Here is a 24,160-nt window from a genome sequence, read left to right as displayed (position 1 = left end):
TGCACCGCGCTTCCTATTTTGCACCCTGTAGGCTCAACTATACCAGCACAGCATGATCATCATTACCGGAGGCGCCGGATTTATCGGCAGCGCCATGCTCTGGGAGCTCAACATGCAGGGGCGGGACGACATCATCGTCGTCGATGCACTCGGCTCGACAGCTACAGGGCAATGGCAGAATCTTTCCGGACTAAGATTTGCGGATTTCATTCCAAGAGACACCTTTCTCCCCCTGCTTGAAGCCGGAGCACTCTCCGATCCGACGGCGATCATCCACATGGGAGCCATAAGCGCCACCACCGAAACTGATGCCGACCTGCTCATCGAACGCAATTTCGCTTTCTCCAAAAGCGTGGCAGCTTACTGCATGAGGAAACGCGTCCGCCTTATCTATGCCTCAAGCGCCGCCACCTACGGCGACGGCAGCGCCGGCTACGAGGACGATGAAGCGAAAATCGACGCCCTGCGTCCGCTCAACATGTACGGCTACTCGAAACAGCTCTTCGACAGGTGGGCGCTGAAAAACGGCGTGCTGGAGAGAGCCGCGGGCCTGAAATTCTTCAACGTGTACGGGCCCAACGAATACCACAAGGGAGAGATGACGAGCGTTGTCTACAAGGCGTTCCGCCAGATCAGGGAAAAAGGAAGCGTGAATCTGTTCAAATCCCACCGGCCCGACTACCTCGACGGTCAACAGCTGCGCGATTTCGTCTCTATCCGCGACTGCACCGCCATCATGGCCTGGCTGCTCGATCACCCGGAAGCTTCCGGGCTTTTCAACGCCGGCAGCGGCGAGGCAAGAACCTTCAACGATCTTGTAAGGGCCACATTCGCCGCTCTCGACCTGGAACCGGAAATCACCTATATCCCGATGCCGGAAAACCTGCAGGGACGTTACCAGTACCACACCTGCGCGTCGATGGAAAAGCTCCGCCGGGCGGGCTACCGTAAACCCATGACCACCCTCGAGGAGGGTGTCAGGGAGTATGTTCGAGACTATCTCGACTCCGAAACACCTTATTACGACGTGCTGAACCATACAAAACGTGCTTAACCCCAAGGCCTTTTGACCACAGAAAAAAAAATCGAAATCCAGGGCATCGAACCGGTCATCCTGTTCGGCCCTTTTGACTCCTACCTGAAAACCATCAGGACCGCATTCCCCGATGTCCAGATAACCGCAAGAGGTTCCGCCGTAACCCTGAACGGCGACGACGACGAGGTTGCCGTACTCGAACAGATTTTCAGGGAGATGATCTTTCTGGCCGACAAGCATGGAGAGGTGCTCGAAAACGACCTCAACGCGCTGATCAATCTGGCGCTCGCCCCTGTTCCCCGTTCGAAACCTCCCGCACCCGATGACGAGGACATTATCGTATCGACCCCTGATTTCGCCGTAAAGGCCAAAACCAACGGGCAGCGGCGCATGGTCTCGGAAGCGAAAACCAACGACATTCTTTTCGCCATCGGACCGGCAGGAACGGGAAAAACCTATACTGCCGTTGCTATCGCCGTTGCCGCATGGAAAGCAAAAACCGTCAAGCGGATCGTGCTTGCCCGCCCGGCGGTCGAAGCCGGAGAAAGCCTCGGATTTCTGCCGGGAGACCTTGCGCAGAAAATCGACCCTTACCTCAGACCGCTCTACGATGCCCTGCAGGATATGCTGACCTCCGAAAAGCTCAAACTGCTCACCGAGCGTCGGATTATCGAAATCGTTCCTCTCGCCTACATGCGGGGAAGAACGCTGAACAACGCATTCATCATTCTCGACGAAGCTCAGAACGCATCGAGCAAACAGATGAAAATGTGTCTCACCAGACTCGGCATCAACTCGAAAGCAATCATTACCGGCGACGTCACACAGATCGATCTGCCCAGCGTTATGGAGTCGGGCCTGCCGAATGCGGAGCAGATCCTCAAAAACATCAAAGGCATCAGTTTCGTCTATCTCGACAAGTCGGACGTGGTCCGTCACAAGCTGGTCAGGGACATCATCAACGCTTACGAGATTCACGAAAGCAAATGAGCGCACGGGGGCCCGTTCCGCGGCAAAAGGAACTTTGTCTCCTGCCGCCTGGTTTTTAATCACAGACGGATTTTTCCGTACACGACGCTTTCTCTATCTGAACTCCTCAAACCACAGGATACATCATGGCACACCGTATTACCGATGAATGCACCTACTGCGGAGCCTGTGAACCGGAATGTCCGGTTACGGCTATCACTCCGGGTGACGACCTCTATGTTATAGACGAAAGCGTCTGCTGCGACTGCGTAGGCTACCATGAAGAGGCAGCATGTGTGGCAGTCTGTCCGGTTGACTGCATCATCAAGGTCTGAAGAGCCCGGGATACCGCGGCCCAACAGCCCCCGCCGGCATTCGCATCTCCTTTCGCAAGGTTTAAACTTGTGCCCCCGGTTGCTTATATTGGAGGGTTATGATCTCACCGGGCAAGCCTGGAAGAAACCGCAGCGGATACAGGGAGAAACGCGGAGTCGGCGGAACCGCCGTCCGGAAAACGCTGCAGGATTCAGATGGCTCCCTTTTTTGCCATAATCACTCAATCCTGCCGTATGCGTATTCTTTTTGTCAATCCGAATGAAATCAGGCATATCGAGTATTCCGACTATGCCATGGGGGGCTATATACGACCGTACTTCTCCCCCGCTCTCGGCATGCTGATTTCCATGACACCCGAACACCATATCGCAGAGTATATCGACGAGATCATCGGCGAGCAGATCGATTTCAGGAAGCGGTACGATCTGGTGGCCATTACCACAACATGGACCATTCAGGCCCAACGGGCCTACCAGATCGCCGACGGATTTGCAAAACACGGCGTCCCCTGCATCATCGGAGGAAACCATGCATCGCTCTGCATCGAGGAAGCCTCGCGCTACGGAAGCGTCGCTTCCGGCATGGCGGAGAACATGTGGCTGCAGATACTCGACGATGCCGAGCGCCGCAGCCTGCGCCCGATCTACAATGCCGCCGACTTTCCCGATGTCGTCGGATGCGCATGGTTCGATTACCGGAAAATCAAAAGAGCCCTCGACAACACCAGCGCGTCCATCGATCCGATCAACGGCCTGTCGCGCAACATGCGCCCATTCCCCATTCTTACCAGCCGGGGATGTCCGCACACCTGCAAAATGTGCGTCACACCGGAAATCTACCATAAAAAGTATTTCGCCATCGATCCCCTGCTGCTCGAGGAACAGCTTGCCGAAGCCGAAAAGCTGTTCAAGCCGTTCATGTACATGTTCATCGACGAATATTTCGGGCATGACCCCCGGCACACCTCGGCATGTCTCGAAAAATTCAGGAATGCCGGAGTCAAGTACGGAGTACAGGTCACTCCGAACCTCCTCTGTGAGGGCGATCTGGCAAGGGAGCTTGCCGACAGCGGATGCGTTGTCGCCAGCATCGGCCTCGAATCGCTCAATACCGAAGTACTCGAAGAAGATTTCGGCAAGGGAGAACCGAGCGTCCGGGAGGGCATGGAACTCAACGACAGAAACATCGAGGCCACCTACATGGCGGCGATCGGAAAATGCCAGGAAGCCAAGCTCCCCTTCATGCTCTTCTGGCTCATCAACCCGGTGCGCAACAGCATCGAGGATATGGAAAGGATCGTCGAATTCTCCAAGCGCAGCGGAGCCGTTCTCTCCTCGCTGAATTTCGCCGTACCGCTTCCGGGCACGAAGTTTTTCAAGGAACAGCAGCAGAAAGGAAACATCCTCTCCTACGACTGGAGCCGCTACAACACCTTCAACATTCTGCTGAAACCCGCCAGCGGCATCTCCGCCGAAAAGTTCCAGAAAGCCATGCACGACAACTTCATCAAACTCTATCCCATCACCGGCATACCCGCTCATCTCATGGGGGAGGCCTCCTTCAGCATAGAGGTGATCCCCTACATCGTCACATCGGTGGCAGTCCGCCTCGAATATCTAAAAAAAATGGTGGATAAAACTTTTCCCTTTCCCCTGCCGCTGCCCTTCATGCCGAAATAACCGCAGAAGGCGGCGGGCATTCTTTTGTCAGCTGAAAAAAAAGTTTATATTTTCGGAATTCTTTTGAATTGTTCTTTCATTCAAGTTCACCACCAACCTTAAGCAAGGAATTCGATATGGCACTGTACATTACTGAAGAATGCACCTACTGCGGCGCTTGCGAGCCGGAATGCCCGGTCAACGCAATTTCCGCCGGTGACGACATCTATGTCATCGATGCCGGTTCATGCACCGAGTGTGTCGGCTATGCAGATTCACCTGCATGTTCCGCCGTCTGCCCTGCAGAGTGCATCGTACAGGGATGATCTGATCTCAAGGCTTTACGAATAAAAAAAGCGGTATGACCAACATCATGCCGCTTTTTTTATTGCCTTTCCGGAACCTCCTGTCAATCCTCGTAATCCACCACAACCCTGTCCGCCGAAGCCTCGACAATGAACGCCTTGACCGCCTCATGAAGAGGATGAACCTGATAGCCGTCCAGCGCCTTTCTGTCGGCAAACTCCGAATACAGAGCCACATCAAACGACACCGCCGAGCAGCTGAAGTCAATGCCGGCCTCAATCCTGAGCAGGCCCGGGATCCGTCCTGCAAGAGCCTCCAGCTTCTCCTTGAAAAGCCTGGCGTTAGCCACCCTGTCGTTGCCATGCGCATGATCCTTCAGACGCCACATCACCAGATGTTTGATCATAAACCTGATACCTGTTGTTTCCTGTTACTATACCGGGACTGTGCCGCTGCCGTCACCGGTTCCATGACGAGCTGCTCGCCGCTCCGTTAACGGCATAATCGCTCTTCTTTCCCGACTTCTGGGCAAAGGCTCTTTCGAACATCTCTTCGGCCAGAAGCCAGCGGTCGCCCTGCGCGTTGAGCATCACCAGCAGCATATCGTGATTCTCCTTGCGCGCACGCGCTATGAGACATTTGCCGGCACTTCTGGTAAAACCGGTCTTGATGCCCACCGCATAGGGATATTTGACCAGCAGCTTGTTGTGGGTTTTCAGGAGTATGAACCGCCTGGTGTTCAACTCCGTCACCAGGGCCGATTCGAGCTGGGCGATATCGTTGAAGGTGCTGTTTCTGATGGCGTATTCGGTAAGGGTCAGCAGATCTTCGGCCGTCGAGATATTGCCGGCATAGACCCCCTTGTCGAAACCGGCGGGATTGGTGAAGTTCGAGTTGCTCATGCCCATTTTCTTCGCACGGAAATTCATTGCCGTCACAAACTTCTCCACGCTGCCGCTCAGATGTATGGCGATGGCGAAAGCCGCATCGTTGCTTGAACTGACCATCGCAGCCTTGACCAGGTCATGCAGCCTTACCCGGTCCCCTGGCTTGAAACCCGCCTTGGAAGGCTCGACACTCGTGGACTCTTTGGTTATAAGCACCTCCTGATCGAGCTTGCCGCTCTCGATGGCGATAAGGGCGGTCAGGATTTTCGTAAGGCTCGCCGGCTGTATGATCCGGCCTGTATCCTTTGCCATATAGACCCTTGAACCGCGAGCATCCTTGACGATATAGGATGCTATGCCGGGGTAGAAGGCCCCCGCATCGGGAGGCGGCCCGGCAAAAGCCGTTAGCCGGCAGTATGAGAGCATGACAAGGAAAAACAGAAACGCAGTCCATTGTTTTATCATCGAACCATCTCCTCTTCTTGGGTGTCGGAAGCCGGCAGACGCGTTTTGGGGGAATCAGCCTGGCCCGTCAGATGTAAAAACATATGTAACTTATTATTAAGAAAAATAATACAGTTTTTCAAAACCGACTGCATTATTTTTGCGTATTTTTTACGACGCTACCGTTAAAACCCGCCTGCATCCTGTTCGGTCAGCCCTCCGGCTTCGGAAATTTTCGGTTTGGGCGTCTGCATCCGGCTGCTGTCGATCTGCTTCACCTGCCGGAGAAGCTGAACCGCGTTGGTGACAAGCTCCCTGACCGAACGCTTCACATACCGGCTTTTCATGAAACGGCTCACATTATGCTGCATGTCCTCGGCAATCCATCCCCGGCTCCAGCCGAGATAGTTGAACGGAGGAAACACGAATCCGAGATCGGAAAAAAAAGCGTTGAGCTGCCCGGCCACCCCCTGAACGTTGTCCTGCCCTCCGGTAATGATGAACGAAACCACCTTGTTGCGAATCAGCACCCGGTCGTGCAGGGTTATCTGGTTCTGAACGGTGTTGAGCCTTTCGGCCATCTTGTAGTAGAGCGACGACGCATTCCCCCACCGGATCGGCGTAGCCAGAAACACCACATCGGCCCAGAGCACCAGAGTCCGGTAGAGTTCGGTCATGCCGTCGTCAGGATTCATGCAGGTAATCGAACAGGGCCAGGTGCAGGCCTCTTCATGTCGGCTGTAATACCCCTCGCAATGCCTGAACTGCAGCTCACGGAGCCTGAGCATCCGGGTTTCGGCCCCGTATCCTGAAGCAGCGAAATCGAGCGCGGCCTGAAGGGCGGTTTCCGATGTGGACGGGCGCGGCAGAGACCGGTTCATGTTGGTTGCCGAAATGCCGAGCACATGGAGCGAATCCGGAGTTGTTTGATAGTCGAGGTTTATCAGGTCGGCGAGGCGAAGGTCCTCATGTACGGACCGGAAAGCCCTGACGACAGGTTTTTCAGACACGAATATCATACCATCCTCGACCCTGACTTCGAAAACCGCCTGACGGTCCTGGTAGCCCTCGGGAGCACGGCCGTCGGCAATGCTGTATTGCCAGCCGTGCCACGGGCAGGCAACGTAGAGCGCTCCGTCGTCGAGCCGCTGTATGAACCCCTCACCAAGATCACCGCCCTTGTGCAGGCAGGCGTGTTCGAGTGCGGTAATGGCGCCGCCATAATTGAAAAGTGCAACCGAACTTCGGTCGGCTTTTACCGTCCTGTGGCTGCCGGGAGGCAGTTCCGAAAGAGGAAGTACGGCAATGAATTTCATGGGCCATTGCGGAAACAGTCGTTGACATGATGCCGGCCTCACCACTCAGGCTCCGCAAAGGCGAAACAGCCTCCCGCTGGAACGGAGCGCCAAACCCTGCATGAGAAATCCTGCGTATCAAGACTATCAATGCTTCAGCCGGCTTTATCGTTCAGCCAGGAGGAGCTTCAGGGCCAGTGCTCCAAAAATCGCTCCGGCAATCCGGTCGATGATTTTCCGGGCAGGCTCCGACTGCCTCAGGCGAGCACCCGCGCCTCCGGCAAGCATGCTGAGCGTGCCGAATACCAGCATGGTGGCGACCATAAAAAGGAGACCGAGCACGAGCAGCTGGGGCACAACCGGACCCCTCGACGGATCGGCGAACTGGGGAAGAAAGGCAAGAAAGAAAATCGACACCTTCGGATTGGAGATGTTCATGACAATCCCCCTCCGGTAGAGCCTCCAGCGGTCGGCAGGGCCTTCCCCGACGGCGCTGCAGACCGAAGCGCCGGAACGGAAAGCCTTCCATGCCAGATAGAGCAGATAAGCGGCTCCGGCAAACTTAAGCAGTGTAAAGGCAAGCGATGAGGCCGCCACAAGAGCGGCCAGTCCAAAGGCGACGGCAAGCGTATGCACGACAAGCCCTGTGGAGAGGCCAAGGGTTACCAGCAGTCCGGCGATCCTTCCGTTCTGTACCGACTGGGCCATCACGAAAAGGTTATCGGGACCGGGGGAAAGGGCAAGAAGGGCCGATGCGGCAAAAAAAACAAACAGCTGGTTCAGTTCAGGCATAAGTATCGCAGAATTATCAAGTGGACCGACTCCATGCTCCCATCCCCTTCCAGCGGGACCCGAGAGAGGGCAAGAACTCACGGGACAAATAATTCAGCCGGCTTGCCGCCCACAACTCACTGTCTTCAGCCTTCTCTCTTGCCGCCCGCACTCTTCCCTGTCAACCACATTCCTTCGACTCCCGACTACTGAATCCTGAATCCTGTTTTAAAGCATTCTCTGGCAGTACACCACGTCGAACTTTCTGCCGAATTTCTCCCCGGCATCCCTGAAGCGGCCGCACTCATGGAAACCGTTCATCAGATGAAAACGGACGCTTCCTTCGTTCAGGGAGGAAATGCTGGCGAGAATCGAGGAGAGCCCCATCTCCGTGGCCTCTTCGACCAGATGTTCGAGTATGGCCTTGCCTGTGCCTTGACCGGTAAACCCGTTTTTCAAAAAGATCGTTATCTCGCAGGTTGCGCTGAATGCGGACATCGGACTGTACGGCCTGAGCATGCCGAATCCAACGGCAAGGCCCTCCTCGTTGCGCGCGACAACCGAAGGATAGCCGTTCGAAACGTCAAGAAACATTCCCGCCATCTCGACGGGAAGCGGACTGAGTGAATAGGCGGCGAAACTGTGTTCGGCGTAGTAGTTGAAAATATCGAGAATTTCAGGGCCGTCACCCTCCGTCAATGGCTCAAGCACGATATGCATGATCGCTCCGGTAATTGCCGTTATGAGGGCTTCTGGGGCTGCTGGCGGCCCTGCATGGAAAGCTTGCCGCCGTAGTGGCCGAGCAGCGTCACAACCGGAAGCATGGCGAGCAGCACAACGACATAGCACCAGTGCAGGAGATCCTGGCGGGCCATCACGTCGGGAAACGAGAGCCTCAGGAGCACGGCAATCGTGCAGAGGATGAAGAGCAGAATTGAAAGCCGGATTTTTTTTATGAACACCGGAGCTTTGGCCGCACGATACTTCGTTCGCCAGTCGTGAAGACCGGAAAAAAACGAAACCGGGATTGCCAGAAAGGTGATCCAGAGAATGTGCTGCACGGTATGCTCGAAATAGGCGCTGCCTGTCGGCAGGGCAAGCAGCAGATAAAGCACAGCCACAGGAATGAGCCCGTTGCTGAAATGCGCGGCAATGGCGTGCAGCAGAAATGTTTTTTTCATATCGGCCCACAAACTCGGCTTCGCCATAAGCAGTCGCTCCTTTTTATGGTTGGTTCTTCCTGTTCTTTTACTTGTTCCACCTGTCCGCTCTCTCATCCGGAACCGTACGACGGGGGATTGCCGGAACGGTGGAACAGATACGCAGCAAGCAATCAAGGTATTGATCTTTTTGCTGAGAAGCAAAAAGAGTACTGTCGCACCCCTCCGGCAGCAACCGGAAAGAGGCATTGTGCGCCAGAAATCGTTTTTTTCCGCAGGCTGTTCTCTTCTTTAGTGTTAACGTGTTATTTTTCAGCCCTGCAGTTTTTTTCACATTTTCTTAAATCGGTACGGTGACGGAACTCGACTCTACAAAGCCTTCGGAGAGAAAAGAAAAAACGGAATGCGGAGCGTTCGGCCCCCTCAATGCCCGCAAAGCCGTTGCACCCCTGAACCGCTCAACCGAAACCCTTTCAAAACTGGCGCTCTTCATACGCTTCCTCAAGCCGGTCACCTGGATTCCGGTCATGTGGAGCTTTCTGTGCGGAGCCGTCTCGAGCGGCAGATTCGGATGGGAGCATCTGGCCGAGAGCAAATTCCTGCTCGCCATGCTGCTGACCGGGCCGCTGGCCACAGGCACCTGCCAGATGCTCAACGACTATTTCGACCGCGATCTCGATGAAATCAACGAACCCGGCCGCCCGATCCCCGGCGGAGCCATCTCCCTGAGAAACGCAACCATCCTGATCGCCGTCTGGTCGGTGCTGTCGGTCATTGTCGGCTATCTGATCCATCCGCTGATCGGCTTCTACGTGATCATCGGCATCATCAACGCGCACCTCTACAGCGCGAACCCCATCAAGCTCAAGAAACGGCTCTGGGCCGGCAACATCATCGTCGCCCTCTCCTACCTGATCATCCCCTGGGTGGCCGGCGAAATCGCCTATAACCCGGGACTGAACCTCGATAACCTCCAGCCGTCGCTGATCATTGCGGCCATGTACACCATAGCCAGCACCGGCACCATGACCATCAACGACTTCAAATCCATCGACGGCGACCGCATGGCAGGCATCAGGACCCTGCCCGCCGTGTTCGGCGAAACCAATGCGGCCATCATTGCCGCAGTACTCATCAATCTCGGCCAGATCCTGGCCTCGGCCTGGCTCCTCATCTCCGGACAGACACTCTACGCCTGGTTAGCCGCCGCCCTGATCGTGCCTCAGTTTCTCCTGCAGTTCAGCCTTGTGCGCTCTCCCCGAACCATGGACGTGCGCTACAACGCCATCGCCCAGAACTTTCTTGTAGCGGGCATGCTGGTCTGCGCTCTGGCCATAAAAGCCACCCGGCCATGATGCGCTTCACCTCCCGACCGGAAATATCCGTCATCCTGCCAACCTTCAACCGGGCGGGACTGCTCGAAAAGGCCATAGAGAGCGTTCTGTGCCAGTCCTTCCGGGACTGGGAACTGCTCGTGGTGGACGACGGCAGCTCCGACGCCACCTACGGGGTGGTGAACCGCTATCTCGAACGCTTCAGCGCCATCCGCTACCTGAAGCACAGCAACCGGAAACTCAACATGACGCGCAACGCCGGTATCCAGGCGGCCTTCGGCAGATGGATCACCTTTCTGGACAGCGACGACAGCTATCTGCCCCTGCATCTGGAAAGCCGGATGGATTTCATGAGGGAAAATCCGGAAACCGACCTGATTGTCGGAGGATTCCACACCGACGAAGAACTTTTTGTCAGGGACTGTTACAATCCCGAACAGATGATCGACATCCGGGAGTGCATTGTCGGGCCGACGCTCTTCGGGAAACGGGAGGTTTTTCTCGCACTCGACGGGTTCAAACCCCTCCCCTATGCCGGTGAAACCGAACTCTGGTCGAGGGCGGAGAGCATGTTCAGGCTGCGGAAAATCGAAGAACCGAAAACCTATATCTACACCCGCGCCGACGACAGCATCACGAAAAACTTCACCCCCTGAACCAGAGGACATGATCAGAAACATCACGGTTTACTGCAGCTCGAGCAACCAGGCGCCCGAGGCCTATTTCGAATGCGCGGCCAGGCTCGGCAAGGGCATGGCCGAACGAGGTATCGGACTGGTTTTCGGAGGCGGAAATGTAGGACTCATGGGATGCGTGGCCGATACCGTCATGCAGAGCGGCGGCACGGTTCGGGGCATCATCCCCCGTTTTCTCGAAGAGAAAGAGGTGGCGCATTACGGCATCTCTGAACTGTGCGTGGTTGAAACCATGCACGAGAGAAAAATGAAGCTCACCGAGTGGGGCGACGCCTTCGTGATTCTGCCGGGAGGGTTCGGCACCCTTGACGAACTGATGGAAATCATCACCTGGAAACACCTCGGCCACCACCGCAAACCCATTCTGCTGCTCAACTGCAACGGATTCTGGGAGCCGCTGCTCTCGTTTTTCGGACGTATCGCCGAAGAGGGCATGGTCGGGAAAAACCAGGACAGGTACTACACGGTATGCAGCACTCCCGAAGAGGTGTTCAGCGCGCTGGGGGAAGACGGACCATGAACCCTGAATGCCGCAACCGTCGGCCGCCGTCGCGCCTGCCGGAGTGAAGGAACCGCGAAGGCGCAAGGCATGTTACCATAGATACTTTCGGCAGACTCCGCCAAAGAAACTCCTGCGTTTTACGAAACCGTTACCAAAGCCCTGAAGCAACCGCCCCCTTTATGAGCAGCAACTACTACCCCGCTCTCGGCCTTACCCTGCTTGCCGGACTTTCCACAGGAATCGGCAGCCTGCTCGCCCTTATGGTGAACCATACCAACAAGAAGTTTCTCACCTTCGCCCTCGGCTTTTCGGCCGGCATCATGCTCTACGTCTCCTTTGTGGAAATCATGCCCCAGGCCGGCGTTACCGTGGCGCAGGAGATCGCCAAAAACACAGCCGGATGGATCACCACCACGGCATTTTTCGGCGGCATGCTTTTCATCTGGCTGATCGACCAGCTGGTGCCGGATTTCGAGAACCCGCACGAGATGTCGATGATCGGCACCCTCAACGCCGAACCTTCCGAAGAGGCGCGACTGCACCGCATGGGCATCTTCACGGCCGTAGCCATCGCCATCCACAATTTCCCTGAAGGCCTTGCCGTATTTTTCAGCGCGCTCTCCAATCCCGATCTCGGCATCGTTATCGCAGCCACCATCGCCCTGCACAACATCCCGGAGGGTATGGCGGTTGCCGTACCGATCTACTTCGCCACAAAAAGCCGGACGAGAGCATTCAGCTACTCGTTCCTCTCCGGTCTGGCCGAACCGCTCGGAGCCATTATCGGCTACACGCTGCTCAAGCCTTTTCTCAGCCCGCTGGTATTCGGCAGCGTCCTTGCCGGAGTGGCAGGCATCATGGTTTACATAGCACTCGACGAACTGCTTCCCGCAGCCGAAGAGTACGGCGAACACCACATCGCCATTTCAGGCCTCATTCTCGGCATGGGAGTCATGGCCGTAAGCCTGCTCCTGCTTGCATGAGAAGCCGGAAGTCCGGATTCGGCAGCCGGGAGAGTGCGAATCCCGGCTGCTGACGCATCCTTCTTTCAGTGGCAGTCGTGCCCCTGGCAGATCTGCTGTCCGGTCACTTTCGTCAGGGCGCCGCTGCTGAAACGTTTCAGCGCCTCGTCAGCCGTAGGGGCAAGCCCTGCCATGTAAACCCCGATGCCCGACATCTGCAGCCGCGAAGCCGCACGCGCCCCGATGCCGTTGCAGATAACGGCGGCAACACCCATTCCTGTAAATACATCCGCAGGAGTGCACTGACCGTGATCGTGCCGGCTGTCGCCATTAGCGGTAATCTCGAAAGCGCCGGTTTCGGTATCCGAAACGGCAAAAAAAGGAGCGCTTCCGAAATGGTCGCACACTTTTGAAGCCCGACCGGCACTCTCATCCAGTGGAATAACTACTCTCATACATTTTCTCCTTGACTGTTTTGTTGATCGAACGAAGCGCCATGACTATGATCGTGGCTGCGGTCATGATGAATACCTGCTCCGCCACCACATCCCTGACCTCTGCCCATTCCCTTGCCCTGACGGTCAAGTCCGGTTTTCAGACCCCGGCATCTTCCGCCTCCCATCCGGCCGCCACCGAATCCCTGGCCCGTCGAACGGCGGTGGATGTTTTCGCTTGCGCACGAAGGGCAAACTTCGGGTCGCGGCAAGCCGTGAGCCACACTCCACGCATGTCCGCAGGCGACACATCCGAACACTCTTTCTTCACTGACAACCATGATATTTCCTCCTGTTACGGTTAACTCTCTCCCATAAATCAGCATCTCTGCAATCTTACGCCTGGCCGAAGCGAGAATATTGCCGAAGGTCTGACGCGACACATGCATCTCACGGGCCGCAGCCTCCTGATAGAGCCCCTCGAGGTCGGCGAGCCGGATAGCCTCGAGTTCGTCAAGCGACATCTCCACCCCTTCGAGCCTCTCTTTCGGGCAGCCTGCCGGGCTGAAAACCCTGTAGGGCGGCTCGCCGCTCACCTTCCTGCACTTTACCGGTCTTGTCATACCTCTAATACGGATTGGCCGTTTCCCTCTTCAGTTATTAGCATATGCCAATAACATACAGCAAAAAAAATCGCCAGGCAAGCGACTGCAGACTTTTTTCCGACAAACTTCAGGCGGGGAGCCGGGCGTCTTCCGAAGGAGTATTTGAAAATATGCCGCTCTCCTGTTAACATATCTTTCTGATAGGCAACCCTCAACCCCATCCCCTTTACCGATGAGCGAACTGTCCGGCTACACCATCAGAACCATGACCCGCCCCGAACTCGATACCGTGGTCGAATGGGCCGCAAAAGAGGGCTGGAACCCAGGAACCGGCGATGCCGGCTGCTTTTACCGTACCGATCCGGAAGGATTTCTCGTCGGGCTGCTCGGCAACGAACCGGTTGCGGCCATCTCTGTGGTCAGATACGGCTCTTCGTCAGGATTTCTGGGTTTTTACCTTGTCCGCCCGGAGTATCGCGGCATGGGTCTGGGTCTCCGGATATGGCATGCCGGTCTGGCCCGGCTCGAAGGCCGTACGGCAGGACTCGACGGCGTGGTGGCCCAGCAGGAGAATTACCGGAAGTCCGGCTTCACCCCGGCATGGCGAAACATCCGCTACGAGGGAACGGGTGGAAACGAGGGAAGAAAACAGGGTATAAAGGGTGGAAGCATCGTGCCGATTTCGGAATTGCCTTTCGAAAAGCTGCTGGAATACGACCGCCACTGCTTCCCGGAGGAACGCAGGACATTCCTCGAATGCTGGGTCAACCGGCAGGGTTCCAGGGCGCTCGGCATCGTGGAAAACACGCGGATTGCCGGATATGGAGTCATCCGGCCCTGCCGCAACGGCTTCAGGATCGGCCCGCTCTTCGCCGACAGGGCAGATCTCGGCGAAGCGCTCTTCTCCGCCCTGAAGGCCCCGCTGCCTGCGGGAACGCCGTTTTTTCTCGACATTCCGGAGCCCAATTCGTCCGCGCTGGAAATGGCCGGGCAGCACCGGATGCGCCCTGTTTTCGAAACCTCCCGCATGTACCGGGGAGAACCGCCTGAACTCCCCCTCCGGAAAACGTTCGGCATCACCACCTTCGAGCTCGGCTGAGCGAAACCGGCGCTCCCGCGGCCGCCAAGCATTCAACCCGAAGCGGAAACCGCCGAAAGGTAGTCGGTTCCGAAATCGGTTCTCAGTTCTATCCACATGGGCAGATGATCGGACATCTGATAGGTCCTCCACTCCTTGTAGGAGAGCCGGTGCTCAGCTGTTTTCTCGGCATAGTGCCGTTCGTCCTCTCCGTCGGGATCGTCGGCTCCACAGCGGAACACATACCTGAAATAATCGAAAATGCCGGCATTGCCCACATCGATGAAGGTGGCCCCCGGATCCGGCGCAACGGGAGGCTGCCAGAAGGCGATCTGGTCGTACGCCTTGTCGCGGGCGGCGTTGCTTCCCGCGGGGATCCTCTGCAGCTGTTCGGGAACCCTGAATCCGTTCGAGTGCAGCGATTGCCAGGTTACGTGCTGCCTGCCGACAATGTTGAAATCGCCGAGCACAAAAAAGAAGTTTTCGGCATCGGAATCATGTTCGCTCTGGGCGCGCCGGGAAAGAAAACGGGTAAGTTTCCTGATCTCCTCGTTCCGCCGCTCCAGCCCCTCCCTGCCCTTTCCGTAGTATATATGGACGGTACAGAGTATGAATTTCAGCCACCCGGCCTGGAAGGTCACCAGAAAGGGCGAACGCGCGAACTGCAGGCCGACACCCGAAAGGGCATCGGCAGGCGGGCGCACCAGCGCCTGTTTCGACCACGTTTCATGGGACGAAAAGTCAAGCTCGACGCGGCCGTTTTCGCTCGAAACCGGAACTTCGGCAGCCCTGGGCAGCACAAGTGAACTGCCTTTTGGCAGCACGACCCTCGTACCTTCAGGCAGAGGAATCTCCAGATCGTGTTCAAGAAGGGTTCTCCCCCTGGACTTCACAACGGAAACCCCGCCGGGCTGAGAAAACGAAAAGCCTTCGGGAAACTCCACCTTCAGACCGGAGGCATCCCTGAAACAGATGGAAGGGGAATCGGTGACGACATCACTTTTGTCGAGCACCACTTCGCCGGCGATGCTGGTGAAACACACCCGTTTTTTCTGGTAGACGAACACCATGCGCTCACGGTTTCCCGAAGAGCCCTCGGTGACGTCGGTTGCGATAAAGCCCCACTCATCCTGACCGAGAAACTCCATCAGCACCTTCAGGGATCCAAGGTCCTCGCGAACCTCCTGCAGGGCGACAATGTCGAAGCGGGAGATAATTTCCGCAATGAAATAGAGCGACTCCTTGAGCCGTCCTCCATATTTTGGAGTATCGAACTCGCGGATGTTCCATGTGGCAAGCCTCAGCCATTGCCGCTTGTCCCTCTCTCCGGACCGGCGGGAGGGATCCTCGCCTGAAGCGTCGGCTATATGCTCGTCCAGTGCTGCACGCAGGACAAGCAGTTTCTCTGCGGTTCTTTTTTTCCAGGCCCTGATGTGCCCGGCGTCGTTTTTCCTGATCCTGAGCGACGAGTAGACCGGCATAACGCCCTCCTGCATGGCTGTTGCGGGGGTTCCAGGAACCCTGTTGAAGATTATCTTGTTATCATTTGTTAAAATACGAATGTAACCGGAGTTTTTTCCCGACCGCGGTGCATTCGAAAAGGCGGGAAATTAAACACAAGAACCGATGCAATATAAAGAGGTAAACATGGAGGCGGCAAAACGGATCGCTCTCGTGGCACACGACAACAAAAAAGCGGATCTGCTTGCCTGGGCGAAATTCAACCGCGACCTGCTGGAACAGCACACGCTCTATGCCACGGGAACGACAGGCAGCGTTTTCGAGCGTGAGCTTGGCCTCACGGTGCACAAACTCATGAGCGGGCCTCTCGGAGGCGACCAGCAGATAGGCGCACGGATCGCCGGCAGTGAAATTGATTTTCTGATCTTTTTCTGGGATCCACTGGAGCCGCAGCCACACGACCCGGATGTGAAGGCGCTCCTGCGCATGGCAGTGGTCTGGAACATTCCGACAGCCTGCAACCGGGCGACCGCCGATTTCATGATCTCCTCTCCCCTGATGGACCGCGACTACAACCGGCAGGTTCCTGATTACGATTTCTACACCAGCCGCCTCCAGAATCCGGATGCCTGAAGAGCGAAAAAAAACGCAACGGAAGCAAACCATGAACAGAGAACCAGAGCGCGAAGCACTGAAAACACGCTACCTCCCGATCGTCACCGAAATGGTCGATCGCTGGGCTGAAGGAAAACCCCTCAACCCCGAATCCGGCAGGGCGAACGGCTACTACCGCCTCACCGGCTGGCTGCTCGACTATGTCGTCGAGCACAAAGGTCTCCCCGGAGGGATTCACGCCATGCCGGAAGGACGCGACCGGTTCAATCGCGCAGAGCCATCGTTCCCGGTGGATTTCGACACCCTTACCGAAGGATTCTCCCTTCCGGAATGATATCCCTTTCCCTTACTCCCCGGGCACCTGTGCGAGCGTCTCGACAAGAAAATCCCAGAATTTTCCGACTGAAAGCATGTCGACCTTTTCATCCGGGGAGTGGGGATAACGGATGGTGGGGCCGAAGGAGATCATGTCGAGCAGAGGATAGGCGGCGCCGATGATCCCGCACTCCAGACCGGCGTGCACCGCCCTGACTTCCGGAGTTGTCCCGAATTTTCCGATATAGGTATCCCGCATGCGCTTCAGGATCGGCGAGGCGGGCTCGGGCTTCCAGCCGGGATACCCCCCGTCGAACACAACTGCCGCACCGGCCAGGCCGAAAAGGCTCCTCATCATGGCCGCAAGATCTTCCATGGCGGAATCGACCGAACTTCTCAGCAGACACTCTACCTGAATCGATCCATTGCCGGATTTCACGATGGCCAGATTGCTCGAGGTCTCTACCAGCCCGGCCATCAGGGAGCTCATGCGCATCACGCCGTCCGGACATGCCCGGAGAGCATCCAGCAAACGGCCGAAAACCTCCTCCTCGACAACCCGGCCGGGAAGTGCCGCAGGAACCGCCTCGATCTGCAGCCCGGGATCGGCGATCGAAAGCTCGGTTTTTATTGCCGCCGCGAGCACGGCAAACTCTTCGAGAAAACTGTCCGCCTGCGAAGCAGGAACGGCTGCCGTGGCCATCGATTCACGAGGAATGGCGTTGCGGAGGCTGCCGCCCTCGATCGAGCCGAGAAGCAGCCCGTGACGGAGATAACCATCCTGCAGCACCCGGTTCATGATCTTGTTGGCGTTGCCGCGGCCAAGGCTGATATCCATGCCGCTGTGACCACCCCGCAACCCCCTGACCGCAATCATGAAACCCGTGTAACCGTCCGGAACCGCCTGTTCGCCGTACGTGAAGGTCATCGTCGCATCGAGACCCCCTGCACAGCCGATGAAGAGTTCCCCCTCGTCTTCCGAATCGAGGTTCATGAGAATCTCCCCGCGAAGCAGGCCCGGCTTCAGTCCCATGGCCCCGCTCATGCCACTCTCCTCTTCGACGGTAAAAAGCGCCTCAAGCGGCCCGTGCCGCAGCGAGTCCGACTCCAGTACGGCCATCGCTGCAGCCACCCCCATGCCGTTGTCGGCGCCGAGCGTCGTGCCGCGGGCACGCACCCACCCGCCGTCGATGACGGGCTCTATGGGATCGCGGAGGAAATCATGCTGCGAACCGGAGTTCTTCTGCGGCACCATGTCGAGATGGGCCTGAAGGATCACTCCCCTGCGATCTTCCATGCCCGGTGTAGCTGGTTTGCGAATGATGAGGTTCCCCGCGTCGTCGATGGTTGTATCCAGACCGAGACGCTGTGCGAAATCCGCGATGAACTCCCTGATTTTCTCCTCATGCCCCGAAGCGTGCGGAATCCCGGCAAGACTGCTGAAATGACGCCACACCTCCCGCGGGTTCAGCTCCCTGATATCGTTGCTCATGATGCTTGACCTCCCCTGAATACAGTGGTTCCTGATGCCTCCATGTTTATTGCAATATACGCCCGCGGCGCTCATTACAAACCGGGCCGGAACCCTGAAATTCCGGAAGAGAGGAGAGACGCCCTTTCTCCCTCTGCGCCAGGAAGAGCCCCGGCCGCCAGGGAGCGTTTTAGACGGCTTGCGCGTTTTTATCGGTATACGGCAAGCCTCCGTTGCCGACGGTCAACCGGAAACATCCAGACAACCTCCTGCGATGACACTTGTTTTCGTCTACAACTCAGACAGCGGCCCCATCAGCGGACTGCTCGACATAGGGCACAAGATTCTCAGCCCCGGCACCTACCAGTGCAGCCTCTGCAGCCTCACGCACGACGCCTTTTCCGAAAAGGAGGGGTGGCGGGCGTTCCGGAAAAGCGTCGGCATGCCTATGGAATTTCTCCACCGCGACGAGTTCGAAGAAAAATACGGCATCAGCCACCCCTATCCGGTAATCCTCATAAAAAACGGCGACATGAGGGTGCTGATGAAAAAGGAGGAGATCGATGGCATCGAAACCCTGGAACAGCTCATCGAAACGGTAAGGAAAGCCATGAACAAAAATGCCTGAGCCCCCGAACGGCGACGATTTTCCTGAGCGAAGGTGAAGGTTTATTGATCCCGAAAGTATTCCTGCGGGTGTTATTGTGTTATATTTACCTTCATAACGGCATGGTTGCCGCACGCGTTCCGCCTGGGAGACACGCACGAAAAATCCCGCAGGCAGAACCTTTCTTTTCCCATAAAAACACAGACATCTATGGCAAACAGCAACGGCGTTTTTTCAGACCTCTTCAATGCGGTCGGCAGCCCTGTCCAGAACGCAGCCGATGCGCTCGGCAGCGGCGTCTCTTCAGCGGTCACCCTGGTCGAGTCCTGCACCAATCTCTGTGCGACACTCCTCACCAGCTCGGTCAACACAGCCTCCCGGATCGTTCAGGACGTCGCAAAAGGCATCAGTTCGGCCACCACACCGAAACCGTAACCGCACGCATGCAAGCAGCCGCCCCGCAGCCGTCCGGCGAAGGGCGGCTGTACGCGATAGTCCTCTTCTTCTGCACACCCGTCACTCCTCCGATGCCCGCTCCTTGAAGATCACGCCCGCCATGGCCTCCTCCCAGATGGCTCCGTACCTTGCTTTTTCGGTATCCGAAAAGCGGATGGAACCGGCAAGGAACCATGAACCCGGATGTTTCCGGGTATCGTCGCCCTCACGGGTGCCCAGGTGCAGAAGCTCGCTCACCCTGCCGTCCCCGCCTCGAACAACCCGCCAGCTCCCTGAAATGTAGTGATCGGCATTGGCGGCCACCAGATCGAGCACCTCCAGAAGCTCCGCCTCTTCGCTGTCGCCGCGCAGGTCGAGCGATCCGTAGGCGTAAGCCAGGGAGTTCATCGAGTCGAGCACGAAGCGGATATACTTGTTGCGCACCATGTGGTGCATCTCCAGATCGTCGAGCAGGTAGATGAACTGGCGTCCGTCTCCCCCGACGCCTGAAATCGAGCGGGGCAGGATGCCGTACTCTCCGGCAAGACTCGAATACCACTGGGAGTATTCCTCGAAAAGATCGGCAAGAAGCTCTCTGGATGCGGTGGTTTCCATAAGGCTGGCTGATGGCTTGATAAAATATGTTACGAAGCACCGGCTGACCGGTTCCGGCAAGATAGGCATCACGAAAGAGATTCCGGCATGAACGTTTTCCCCGGCGCAGCGCTGAAACTGGAAAATAGCCCGGAAAACCCTATAATGAAGGAACCCGTACCGAAACATTCTTTTATGAAACGCTCCGGCGCAAGCATCATTTTCCTCAACAGCCGCAGCGAGGTGCTGCTGCTCCTCAGGGATAACCGGCCCGACATCCCCTATCCGGACATGTGGGACCTGCCCGGCGGCCACGTCGAAGAGCACGAGACTCCCGAATCGTGCATCGTGCGGGAGATGCTGGAGGAGATCGAAACCGACGTCTCGGGGTGCCGTCCTCACGCGGTCTACGACTTCCCCGACCGGATCGAGCACATTTTCCTGATGGAGCTGGAGCTGCCGGCCGAGGCCATTACCCTGCACGAGGGCCAGCGCCTCAGGTGGTTCACGGCTCACGAACTGGACCGGCTTCCGCTCGCATACGGTTTCGACCTGGTGCTGCAGGACTTTTTCACCGCTCTGCGCCAGAACGCCGGGTAAGGACGAGGCCGTTCCGGAAGCATGTTTCCGACCCTCCGGGAAACGTTGTCCTGACCGGAAAGCAGTGGCGCACCCCAGGAACAGACCCCAACGAATCCGAAACCATAAACGCACGCCGCCATGAACCGCAAAACCATCGAAACCTGCCGTTCATTCCTCAAGGACACCATACGCCAGGCAGTCAACTTCTCCGAAACCGACCAGAACCGCCACATCCCCCCGCCACCGGTACAAAAGCCTTATGCGCCTGATGCCAAACGCATCGATCTGCCCCGTGTGGAAACCCTGCGGGAGATCGGCCCTGTCGACCTCAGAACGGCCATCGCCCGGCGGAAAAGCTGCCGCACCTACAGCGACGCTCCGCTCTCCCTCGAAGAGCTCTCCTTCCTGCTCTGGGCAACCCAGGGGGTAAAGCTGAAACTCGATGCCGGGCACGCCCTGAGGACGGTACCTTCGGCCGGATGCCGGCACGCATTCGAAACCTACCTCGCGGTAATACGCGTCTCCGGTCTCGAAAAAGGGATGTACCGCTACCTCCCGCTCGAACACCAGCTCCTGTTCGAGTTCAGCGAGGAAAACCTGGAACAGAGGATCAAGAGAGCCGCACTCGGCCAGTCCTTCGCCGGAGAGGCCGCCGTCACCTTCATCTGGGCCGTTATTCCCTACCGCATGGAGTGGCGCTACGGGCTTGCCGGACACAAGGTCATCGCCCTCGACGCCGGCCACGTGTGCCAGAACCTCTATCTCGCCTGCGAAGCCTTTGGCGCCGGCACCTGCGCCATCGCAGCCTACGACCAGGCCGCAATGGACAGTCTGCTCGGGGTGGACGGAAAGGAGGAGTTCACCATCTACCTCGCCCCCGTCGGCAGAAAACCGTAACGGTTTGCTATACGTGGATGAAAGGAGCCGGTTTGCCCGCGGCGTGCCGCCGGAGCCATCCGATGCAAAAGAACAGCCCTCCCATGGTTTGTGAAGATCTGAAGTAGAAAACAAACCAGCAGGCAAACAGGCCGAAAAGATAGCTCTCGTGAACATGCAGAACGGTCGCTCCGATTGCCAGAAGCGAAAACAGCAGGGAGATGGCCATGATGATCAGAACCGAACCCGAATGGCCGAAACCCATATCCCTGAGCAGGTGATGGAAGTGGGTCTTGTCGGGCATGAACGGGCTTTTGCCGTTCATGATCCGTTTTGTCATGACAACAAGCGTATCGGTAACCGGAACAGCCAGGACAAGCAGCACGGTAACGGGAAAGACGACGCTTCCCGGCTTCTGGCTCAGCTCCACGGCCAGGAACGCGAGCACGAAGCCGATGGTCATGCTGCCGGCGTCACCCATGAACAGACGGGAAGGATGCCAGTTGAAACGAAGGAAAGCCGCCAGCGCTCCGGCAAAGGCGATACCGAGAAACATGAAGGAGGGCATGCCGTTCAGCCAGGCAAGCACGGCAAATGAAATAAAGGCGAGAAGCGACGTCGTGCCGGCAAGTCCATCGAGCCCGTCGATCATGTTCACGGCATTGATAACGCCGAGCGTACAGAAAATCGTGACCGGAACGACCAGCAGGCCCGTCTCGATGACGCCCAATCCCAGAATATTGCCGAAAGAGCGAAGATGCATACCCGGAAAGTAGTGCATGACGATCACCGTCGCCGTAATCTGAACGATGAAGCGCCACTTGAAACTTATGTCGAAACGGTCGTCGAGAACGCCGACGCCAAGTATCAGCAGAATGGAAATGATGAGGCTCATGTACTTGATTACCGGAAAGAAAAGCAGCAGCGCAACCAGAACGCCCGCAACGATGCCGAGCCCTCCGACGAGGGGTTTCGCCTCGGAGTGCACTTTGCGGTTGTTGTCGGGCATATCGAGCAGCCTGAACTTTTCGGCAAATCCCGACAAGCCGTAAATTGAAGCGTAGGCCACGAACAGGGAGACCAGATATATCCGGGTCTGTTCGAATGAAGCCGTCAACACCCTGCTCCACCAGGGATCGTAGGTAGCTCCGAAAGAGAAGTTTCCGATAGCGGATAATCCCGCAAGAAAGAGACCCAGAGCCAGAATGAGAAAATATTTGAACATGGGGATGGTCGTTCAGGGTTGCGACGCCGATGCTGCCTGTATGGCTGCAATAACTGTGCCGCGGTTTCCCTGTAACAACGCAAACGGTTCTAAATCAGTGAGTTGGCTCTGTTTTTGTCGCATGCGCCTCGCTTGCCGTTGCCCTCTTTGTGCGGACAACCGATCCACTATGAAACAGATGAGGCACTCTGCCCCGGGTGCGCCGTAAATCCGGGAAACGTACGGCAGAAAGCGAGAGGAACCATACAGACAGGATTGCTCATGGAAGCGGCAGATCTTTCGAAATGCAGGAAGCCGGTATTCTTGACCGGAACGGGAATGTCTGCCGAAAGCGGCGTGCCGGCATACAGGGAAAAGGAGGATTCGGGAGCATACTGCATCGAAATCAATCCGGAACCATCGAGTGCCAGATGCTGCCATCGCATCATACGGGAAGAGGCCGGAAAGGTGCTTCCCGAACTCTTCTCCGCAGGATGAAACGAAGACTCTCCTTCACGTGGCACGATGGCAAAAAAGAGAGCCGTCCGCACCTTCGCTAACTGTTCGTTCAGCGCTCCGGGGAAAGGGGCTTTAGCCCGCCGTAGCCCGCGCCCTTCCACCGTCCGGGATGAAAATCCGCAATATCGATCTTGCCGTAGTGCTTTGGAGAGGTAAAGACATCTTTTTCAACCTTCTCGGGTTCCGAGACGTGAAAACGCTCCTCCTCGACCCTGACGAGCTGCCACGTCCTGTCCCTGCGGGAATAGTTGAAGGTATAATTCACGCTCCAGCGCCATGCGCTGCCACCGTAGTGACAGACGGTAAAGGTTTTCAGACCGGCGCCGACATCCATGAACGGGTCACCCATCACGCCTCCGCAGGTAGAGCAGTAGACGATATCGTCGTTGCGTTTTACAAGCAGGAGCGCTCCTCCCTGCTGCCGGATAAGGATCAGCAGCGGTCGCTGGCCGACCTCGATTTCAGGATCGGTGCTCCGGGCTTTCTGCCGTTCCAGCACGAGAATGAAGTCCTTAAGGCCGTCCCCGTCGAGATCCGCTTCCGAGAGCGTGAGCGGTCGCGTACCTTTTTCCACGAACACCCTCACCTCACGGGGCAGGTCCTGCATGGAAGGGTATAAAACCGGATAGTCTCCTGCCGACACATCCGTTGAACGGAAAAGAACGAAGAGTGCCATGCAGGCAAGAACCGGAAAACATGTCGATAGTCGCATCGTCATCGGTAAATTGTTCTGGAATCCGCTGTCTGGAAATCGTTCAGAGGCCAGACCGCGTCCATATCTGTCGGGCCGCGTAATTCCCGCTCTTGAGAGCCATGGAGAGCAGCTCGATCCTGTCGGGTACGACCTCGATCATCATGCCGAACCAGTGTTCGGCCCATGCATCGGGACGCCCGAAAAGCCCGAACGCCTCCATGAACCCTGGGTCCTGCTTGCCGAGCAGCCTGCCTCGCCCCCTGATCTGCAGACCGGTGATATCGTGGATATCGTCGGAAAACTCGGATTTCGGAT

At 56.9% G+C, this 24,160-nt stretch carries 30 protein-coding genes and 1 pseudogene; 17 read left to right on the top strand and 14 right to left on the bottom strand.

Annotated features, from left to right (window positions below; all coding sequences use genetic code 11):
• The first annotated feature begins 52 nt into the window (after positions 1–52).
• The 5 genes from rfaD (at position 53) to WBP50_RS03285 (ending at position 4,325) form a co-directional block, all read left to right on the top strand.
• Positions 53–1,054, top strand: coding sequence for an ADP-glyceromanno-heptose 6-epimerase (gene rfaD / locus WBP50_RS03305; protein WP_423931642.1), 1,002 nt, complete (start codon positions 53–55; stop codon positions 1,052–1,054).
• 12 nt (positions 1,055–1,066) lie between these two features.
• Positions 1,067–2,026, top strand: coding sequence for a PhoH family protein (locus tag WBP50_RS03300; protein ID WP_423931641.1), 960 nt, complete (start codon positions 1,067–1,069; stop codon positions 2,024–2,026).
• 125 nt (positions 2,027–2,151) lie between these two features.
• A complete protein-coding gene (locus WBP50_RS03295) occupies positions 2,152–2,340 on the top strand; it encodes a 4Fe-4S binding protein (RefSeq protein WP_423931640.1) in 189 nt (62 codons plus the stop codon).
• Between the two features lie 234 nt (positions 2,341–2,574).
• The gene (locus WBP50_RS03290; protein WP_423931639.1) at positions 2,575–4,020 is read left to right on the top strand and encodes a B12-binding domain-containing radical SAM protein; all 1,446 of its coding nucleotides are present in this window, start codon (positions 2,575–2,577) and stop codon (positions 4,018–4,020) included.
• Between the two features lie 116 nt (positions 4,021–4,136).
• Positions 4,137–4,325, top strand: a complete 189-nt coding sequence (locus tag WBP50_RS03285; protein WP_423931638.1) for a 4Fe-4S binding protein — start codon at positions 4,137–4,139, stop codon at positions 4,323–4,325.
• A gap of 83 nt (positions 4,326–4,408) precedes the next feature.
• Here the strand turns inward: WBP50_RS03285 and WBP50_RS03280 are convergent, their stop codons facing one another.
• From WBP50_RS03280 to WBP50_RS03255, 6 genes are all read right to left on the bottom strand, one after another.
• Positions 4,409–4,711, bottom strand: coding sequence for a Dabb family protein (locus tag WBP50_RS03280; RefSeq protein WP_423931637.1), 303 nt, complete (start codon positions 4,709–4,711; stop codon positions 4,409–4,411).
• A gap of 52 nt (positions 4,712–4,763) precedes the next feature.
• On the bottom strand, positions 4,764–5,657 hold the full coding sequence (locus tag WBP50_RS03275) for a D-alanyl-D-alanine carboxypeptidase family protein (protein WP_423931636.1): 894 nt from the start codon (positions 5,655–5,657) through the stop codon (positions 4,764–4,766).
• A 164-nt stretch (positions 5,658–5,821) separates the two neighbouring features.
• Positions 5,822–6,952, bottom strand: coding sequence for a Rieske 2Fe-2S domain-containing protein (locus WBP50_RS03270; RefSeq protein WP_423931635.1), 1,131 nt, complete (start codon positions 6,950–6,952; stop codon positions 5,822–5,824).
• 144 nt (positions 6,953–7,096) lie between these two features.
• Positions 7,097–7,723 (bottom strand): LysE family translocator, encoded by a 627-nt coding sequence (locus WBP50_RS03265; RefSeq protein WP_423931634.1) that lies wholly within the window; start codon positions 7,721–7,723, stop codon positions 7,097–7,099.
• Between the two features lie 207 nt (positions 7,724–7,930).
• Positions 7,931–8,422: an N-acetyltransferase family protein gene (locus WBP50_RS03260; RefSeq protein ID WP_423931633.1), complete on the bottom strand. Its 492-nt coding sequence runs from the start codon at positions 8,420–8,422 to the stop codon at positions 7,931–7,933.
• 20 nt (positions 8,423–8,442) lie between these two features.
• Positions 8,443–8,910 carry a hypothetical protein gene (locus tag WBP50_RS03255; RefSeq protein WP_423931632.1) on the bottom strand — a complete coding sequence of 156 codons (468 nt, stop codon included), beginning with the start codon at positions 8,908–8,910 and terminating at the stop codon, positions 8,443–8,445.
• Between the two features lie 305 nt (positions 8,911–9,215).
• On the opposite strand from WBP50_RS03255, the gene chlG reads away from it, so the two are divergent.
• From chlG to zupT, 4 genes are all read left to right on the top strand, one after another.
• Complete coding sequence (chlG, locus tag WBP50_RS03250; protein ID WP_423931631.1) at positions 9,216–10,217, top strand: chlorophyll synthase ChlG; 1,002 nt, start codon at positions 9,216–9,218, stop codon at positions 10,215–10,217.
• Entirely contained in the window at positions 10,214–10,852 is a 639-nt protein-coding gene (locus WBP50_RS03245) for a glycosyltransferase family 2 protein (protein WP_423931630.1), read from the top strand. Before chlG ends, WBP50_RS03245 begins: the two co-directional genes overlap by 4 nt.
• Positions 10,853–10,862: 10 nt before the next feature.
• Complete coding sequence (locus tag WBP50_RS03240; RefSeq protein WP_423931629.1) at positions 10,863–11,411, top strand: TIGR00730 family Rossman fold protein; 549 nt, start codon at positions 10,863–10,865, stop codon at positions 11,409–11,411.
• Between the two features lie 161 nt (positions 11,412–11,572).
• Positions 11,573–12,376: a zinc transporter ZupT gene (gene zupT, locus WBP50_RS03235; RefSeq protein ID WP_423931628.1), complete on the top strand. Its 804-nt coding sequence runs from the start codon at positions 11,573–11,575 to the stop codon at positions 12,374–12,376.
• Positions 12,377–12,441: 65 nt separating this feature from the next.
• Here the strand turns inward: zupT and WBP50_RS03230 are convergent, their stop codons facing one another.
• Together WBP50_RS03230 and WBP50_RS03225 are read right to left on the bottom strand one after the other, a co-directional pair.
• Positions 12,442–12,810: a NifB/NifX family molybdenum-iron cluster-binding protein gene (locus WBP50_RS03230; protein WP_423931627.1), complete on the bottom strand. Its 369-nt coding sequence runs from the start codon at positions 12,808–12,810 to the stop codon at positions 12,442–12,444.
• Entirely contained in the window at positions 12,807–13,412 is a 606-nt protein-coding gene (locus WBP50_RS03225; RefSeq protein WP_423931626.1) for a DUF134 domain-containing protein, read from the bottom strand. Before WBP50_RS03225 ends, WBP50_RS03230 begins: the two co-directional genes overlap by 4 nt.
• A gap of 214 nt (positions 13,413–13,626) precedes the next feature.
• On the opposite strand from WBP50_RS03225, the gene WBP50_RS03220 reads away from it, so the two are divergent.
• Positions 13,627–14,493, top strand: a complete 867-nt coding sequence (locus WBP50_RS03220) for a GNAT family N-acetyltransferase (RefSeq protein ID WP_423931625.1) — start codon at positions 13,627–13,629, stop codon at positions 14,491–14,493.
• 32 nt (positions 14,494–14,525) lie between these two features.
• Here WBP50_RS03220 and WBP50_RS03215 read toward each other — a convergent pair whose 3' ends face one another.
• Complete coding sequence (locus tag WBP50_RS03215; protein ID WP_423931624.1) at positions 14,526–15,968, bottom strand: endonuclease/exonuclease/phosphatase family protein; 1,443 nt, start codon at positions 15,966–15,968, stop codon at positions 14,526–14,528.
• A gap of 130 nt (positions 15,969–16,098) precedes the next feature.
• On the opposite strand from WBP50_RS03215, the gene WBP50_RS03210 reads away from it, so the two are divergent.
• Together WBP50_RS03210 and WBP50_RS03205 are read left to right on the top strand one after the other, a co-directional pair.
• The gene (locus tag WBP50_RS03210) at positions 16,099–16,566 is read left to right on the top strand and encodes a methylglyoxal synthase (RefSeq protein ID WP_423931623.1); all 468 of its coding nucleotides are present in this window, start codon (positions 16,099–16,101) and stop codon (positions 16,564–16,566) included.
• Positions 16,567–16,597: 31 nt separating this feature from the next.
• Positions 16,598–16,882 (top strand): hypothetical protein, encoded by a 285-nt coding sequence (locus tag WBP50_RS03205; RefSeq protein ID WP_423931622.1) that lies wholly within the window; start codon positions 16,598–16,600, stop codon positions 16,880–16,882.
• A gap of 12 nt (positions 16,883–16,894) precedes the next feature.
• On the opposite strand, the gene WBP50_RS03200 is transcribed toward WBP50_RS03205, so the two are convergent.
• Complete coding sequence (locus tag WBP50_RS03200; protein ID WP_423931621.1) at positions 16,895–18,355, bottom strand: aminoacyl-histidine dipeptidase; 1,461 nt, start codon at positions 18,353–18,355, stop codon at positions 16,895–16,897.
• A 253-nt stretch (positions 18,356–18,608) separates the two neighbouring features.
• On the opposite strand from WBP50_RS03200, the gene WBP50_RS03195 reads away from it, so the two are divergent.
• Positions 18,609–18,962 (top strand): GTPase, encoded by a 354-nt coding sequence (locus WBP50_RS03195; RefSeq protein WP_423931620.1) that lies wholly within the window; start codon positions 18,609–18,611, stop codon positions 18,960–18,962.
• A gap of 189 nt (positions 18,963–19,151) precedes the next feature.
• Entirely contained in the window at positions 19,152–19,376 is a 225-nt protein-coding gene (locus WBP50_RS03190) for a hypothetical protein (RefSeq protein WP_423931619.1), read from the top strand.
• Between the two features lie 81 nt (positions 19,377–19,457).
• Here WBP50_RS03190 and WBP50_RS03185 read toward each other — a convergent pair whose 3' ends face one another.
• Positions 19,458–19,991 carry a hypothetical protein gene (locus WBP50_RS03185; protein ID WP_423931618.1) on the bottom strand — a complete coding sequence of 178 codons (534 nt, stop codon included), beginning with the start codon at positions 19,989–19,991 and terminating at the stop codon, positions 19,458–19,460.
• A gap of 174 nt (positions 19,992–20,165) precedes the next feature.
• Between WBP50_RS03185 and WBP50_RS03180 the strand changes: the two genes are divergently transcribed.
• Positions 20,166–20,570, top strand: a complete 405-nt coding sequence (locus tag WBP50_RS03180) for an NUDIX hydrolase (protein ID WP_423931617.1) — start codon at positions 20,166–20,168, stop codon at positions 20,568–20,570.
• Positions 20,571–20,690: 120 nt separating this feature from the next.
• A complete protein-coding gene (locus WBP50_RS03175; protein ID WP_423931616.1) occupies positions 20,691–21,449 on the top strand; it encodes a SagB/ThcOx family dehydrogenase in 759 nt (252 codons plus the stop codon).
• 7 nt (positions 21,450–21,456) lie between these two features.
• Here WBP50_RS03175 and WBP50_RS03170 read toward each other — a convergent pair whose 3' ends face one another.
• Entirely contained in the window at positions 21,457–22,653 is a 1,197-nt protein-coding gene (locus tag WBP50_RS03170) for an MraY family glycosyltransferase (RefSeq protein WP_423931615.1), read from the bottom strand.
• 318 nt (positions 22,654–22,971) lie between these two features.
• Between WBP50_RS03170 and WBP50_RS03165 the strand changes: the two genes are divergently transcribed.
• A complete protein-coding gene (locus tag WBP50_RS03165) occupies positions 22,972–23,130 on the top strand; it encodes a hypothetical protein (protein ID WP_423931614.1) in 159 nt (52 codons plus the stop codon).
• 70 nt (positions 23,131–23,200) lie between these two features.
• Here the strand turns inward: WBP50_RS03165 and WBP50_RS03160 are convergent, their stop codons facing one another.
• Entirely contained in the window at positions 23,201–23,827 is a 627-nt protein-coding gene (locus WBP50_RS03160; RefSeq protein ID WP_423931613.1) for a hypothetical protein, read from the bottom strand.
• Between the two features lie 79 nt (positions 23,828–23,906).
• Positions 23,907–24,160 (bottom strand): annotated as a pseudogene (locus tag WBP50_RS03155) (pyridoxamine 5'-phosphate oxidase family protein); the annotation flags it as partial.

Origin of the sequence: Chlorobium sp., from assembly GCF_049593655.1 — a bacterium.
Taxonomy (GTDB): Bacteria; Bacteroidota; Chlorobiia; order Chlorobiales; family Chlorobiaceae; genus Chlorobium.
The sequence above is the reverse complement of the archived record's forward strand: the minus strand, read 5'-3'. Positions and strand labels throughout refer to the sequence as shown.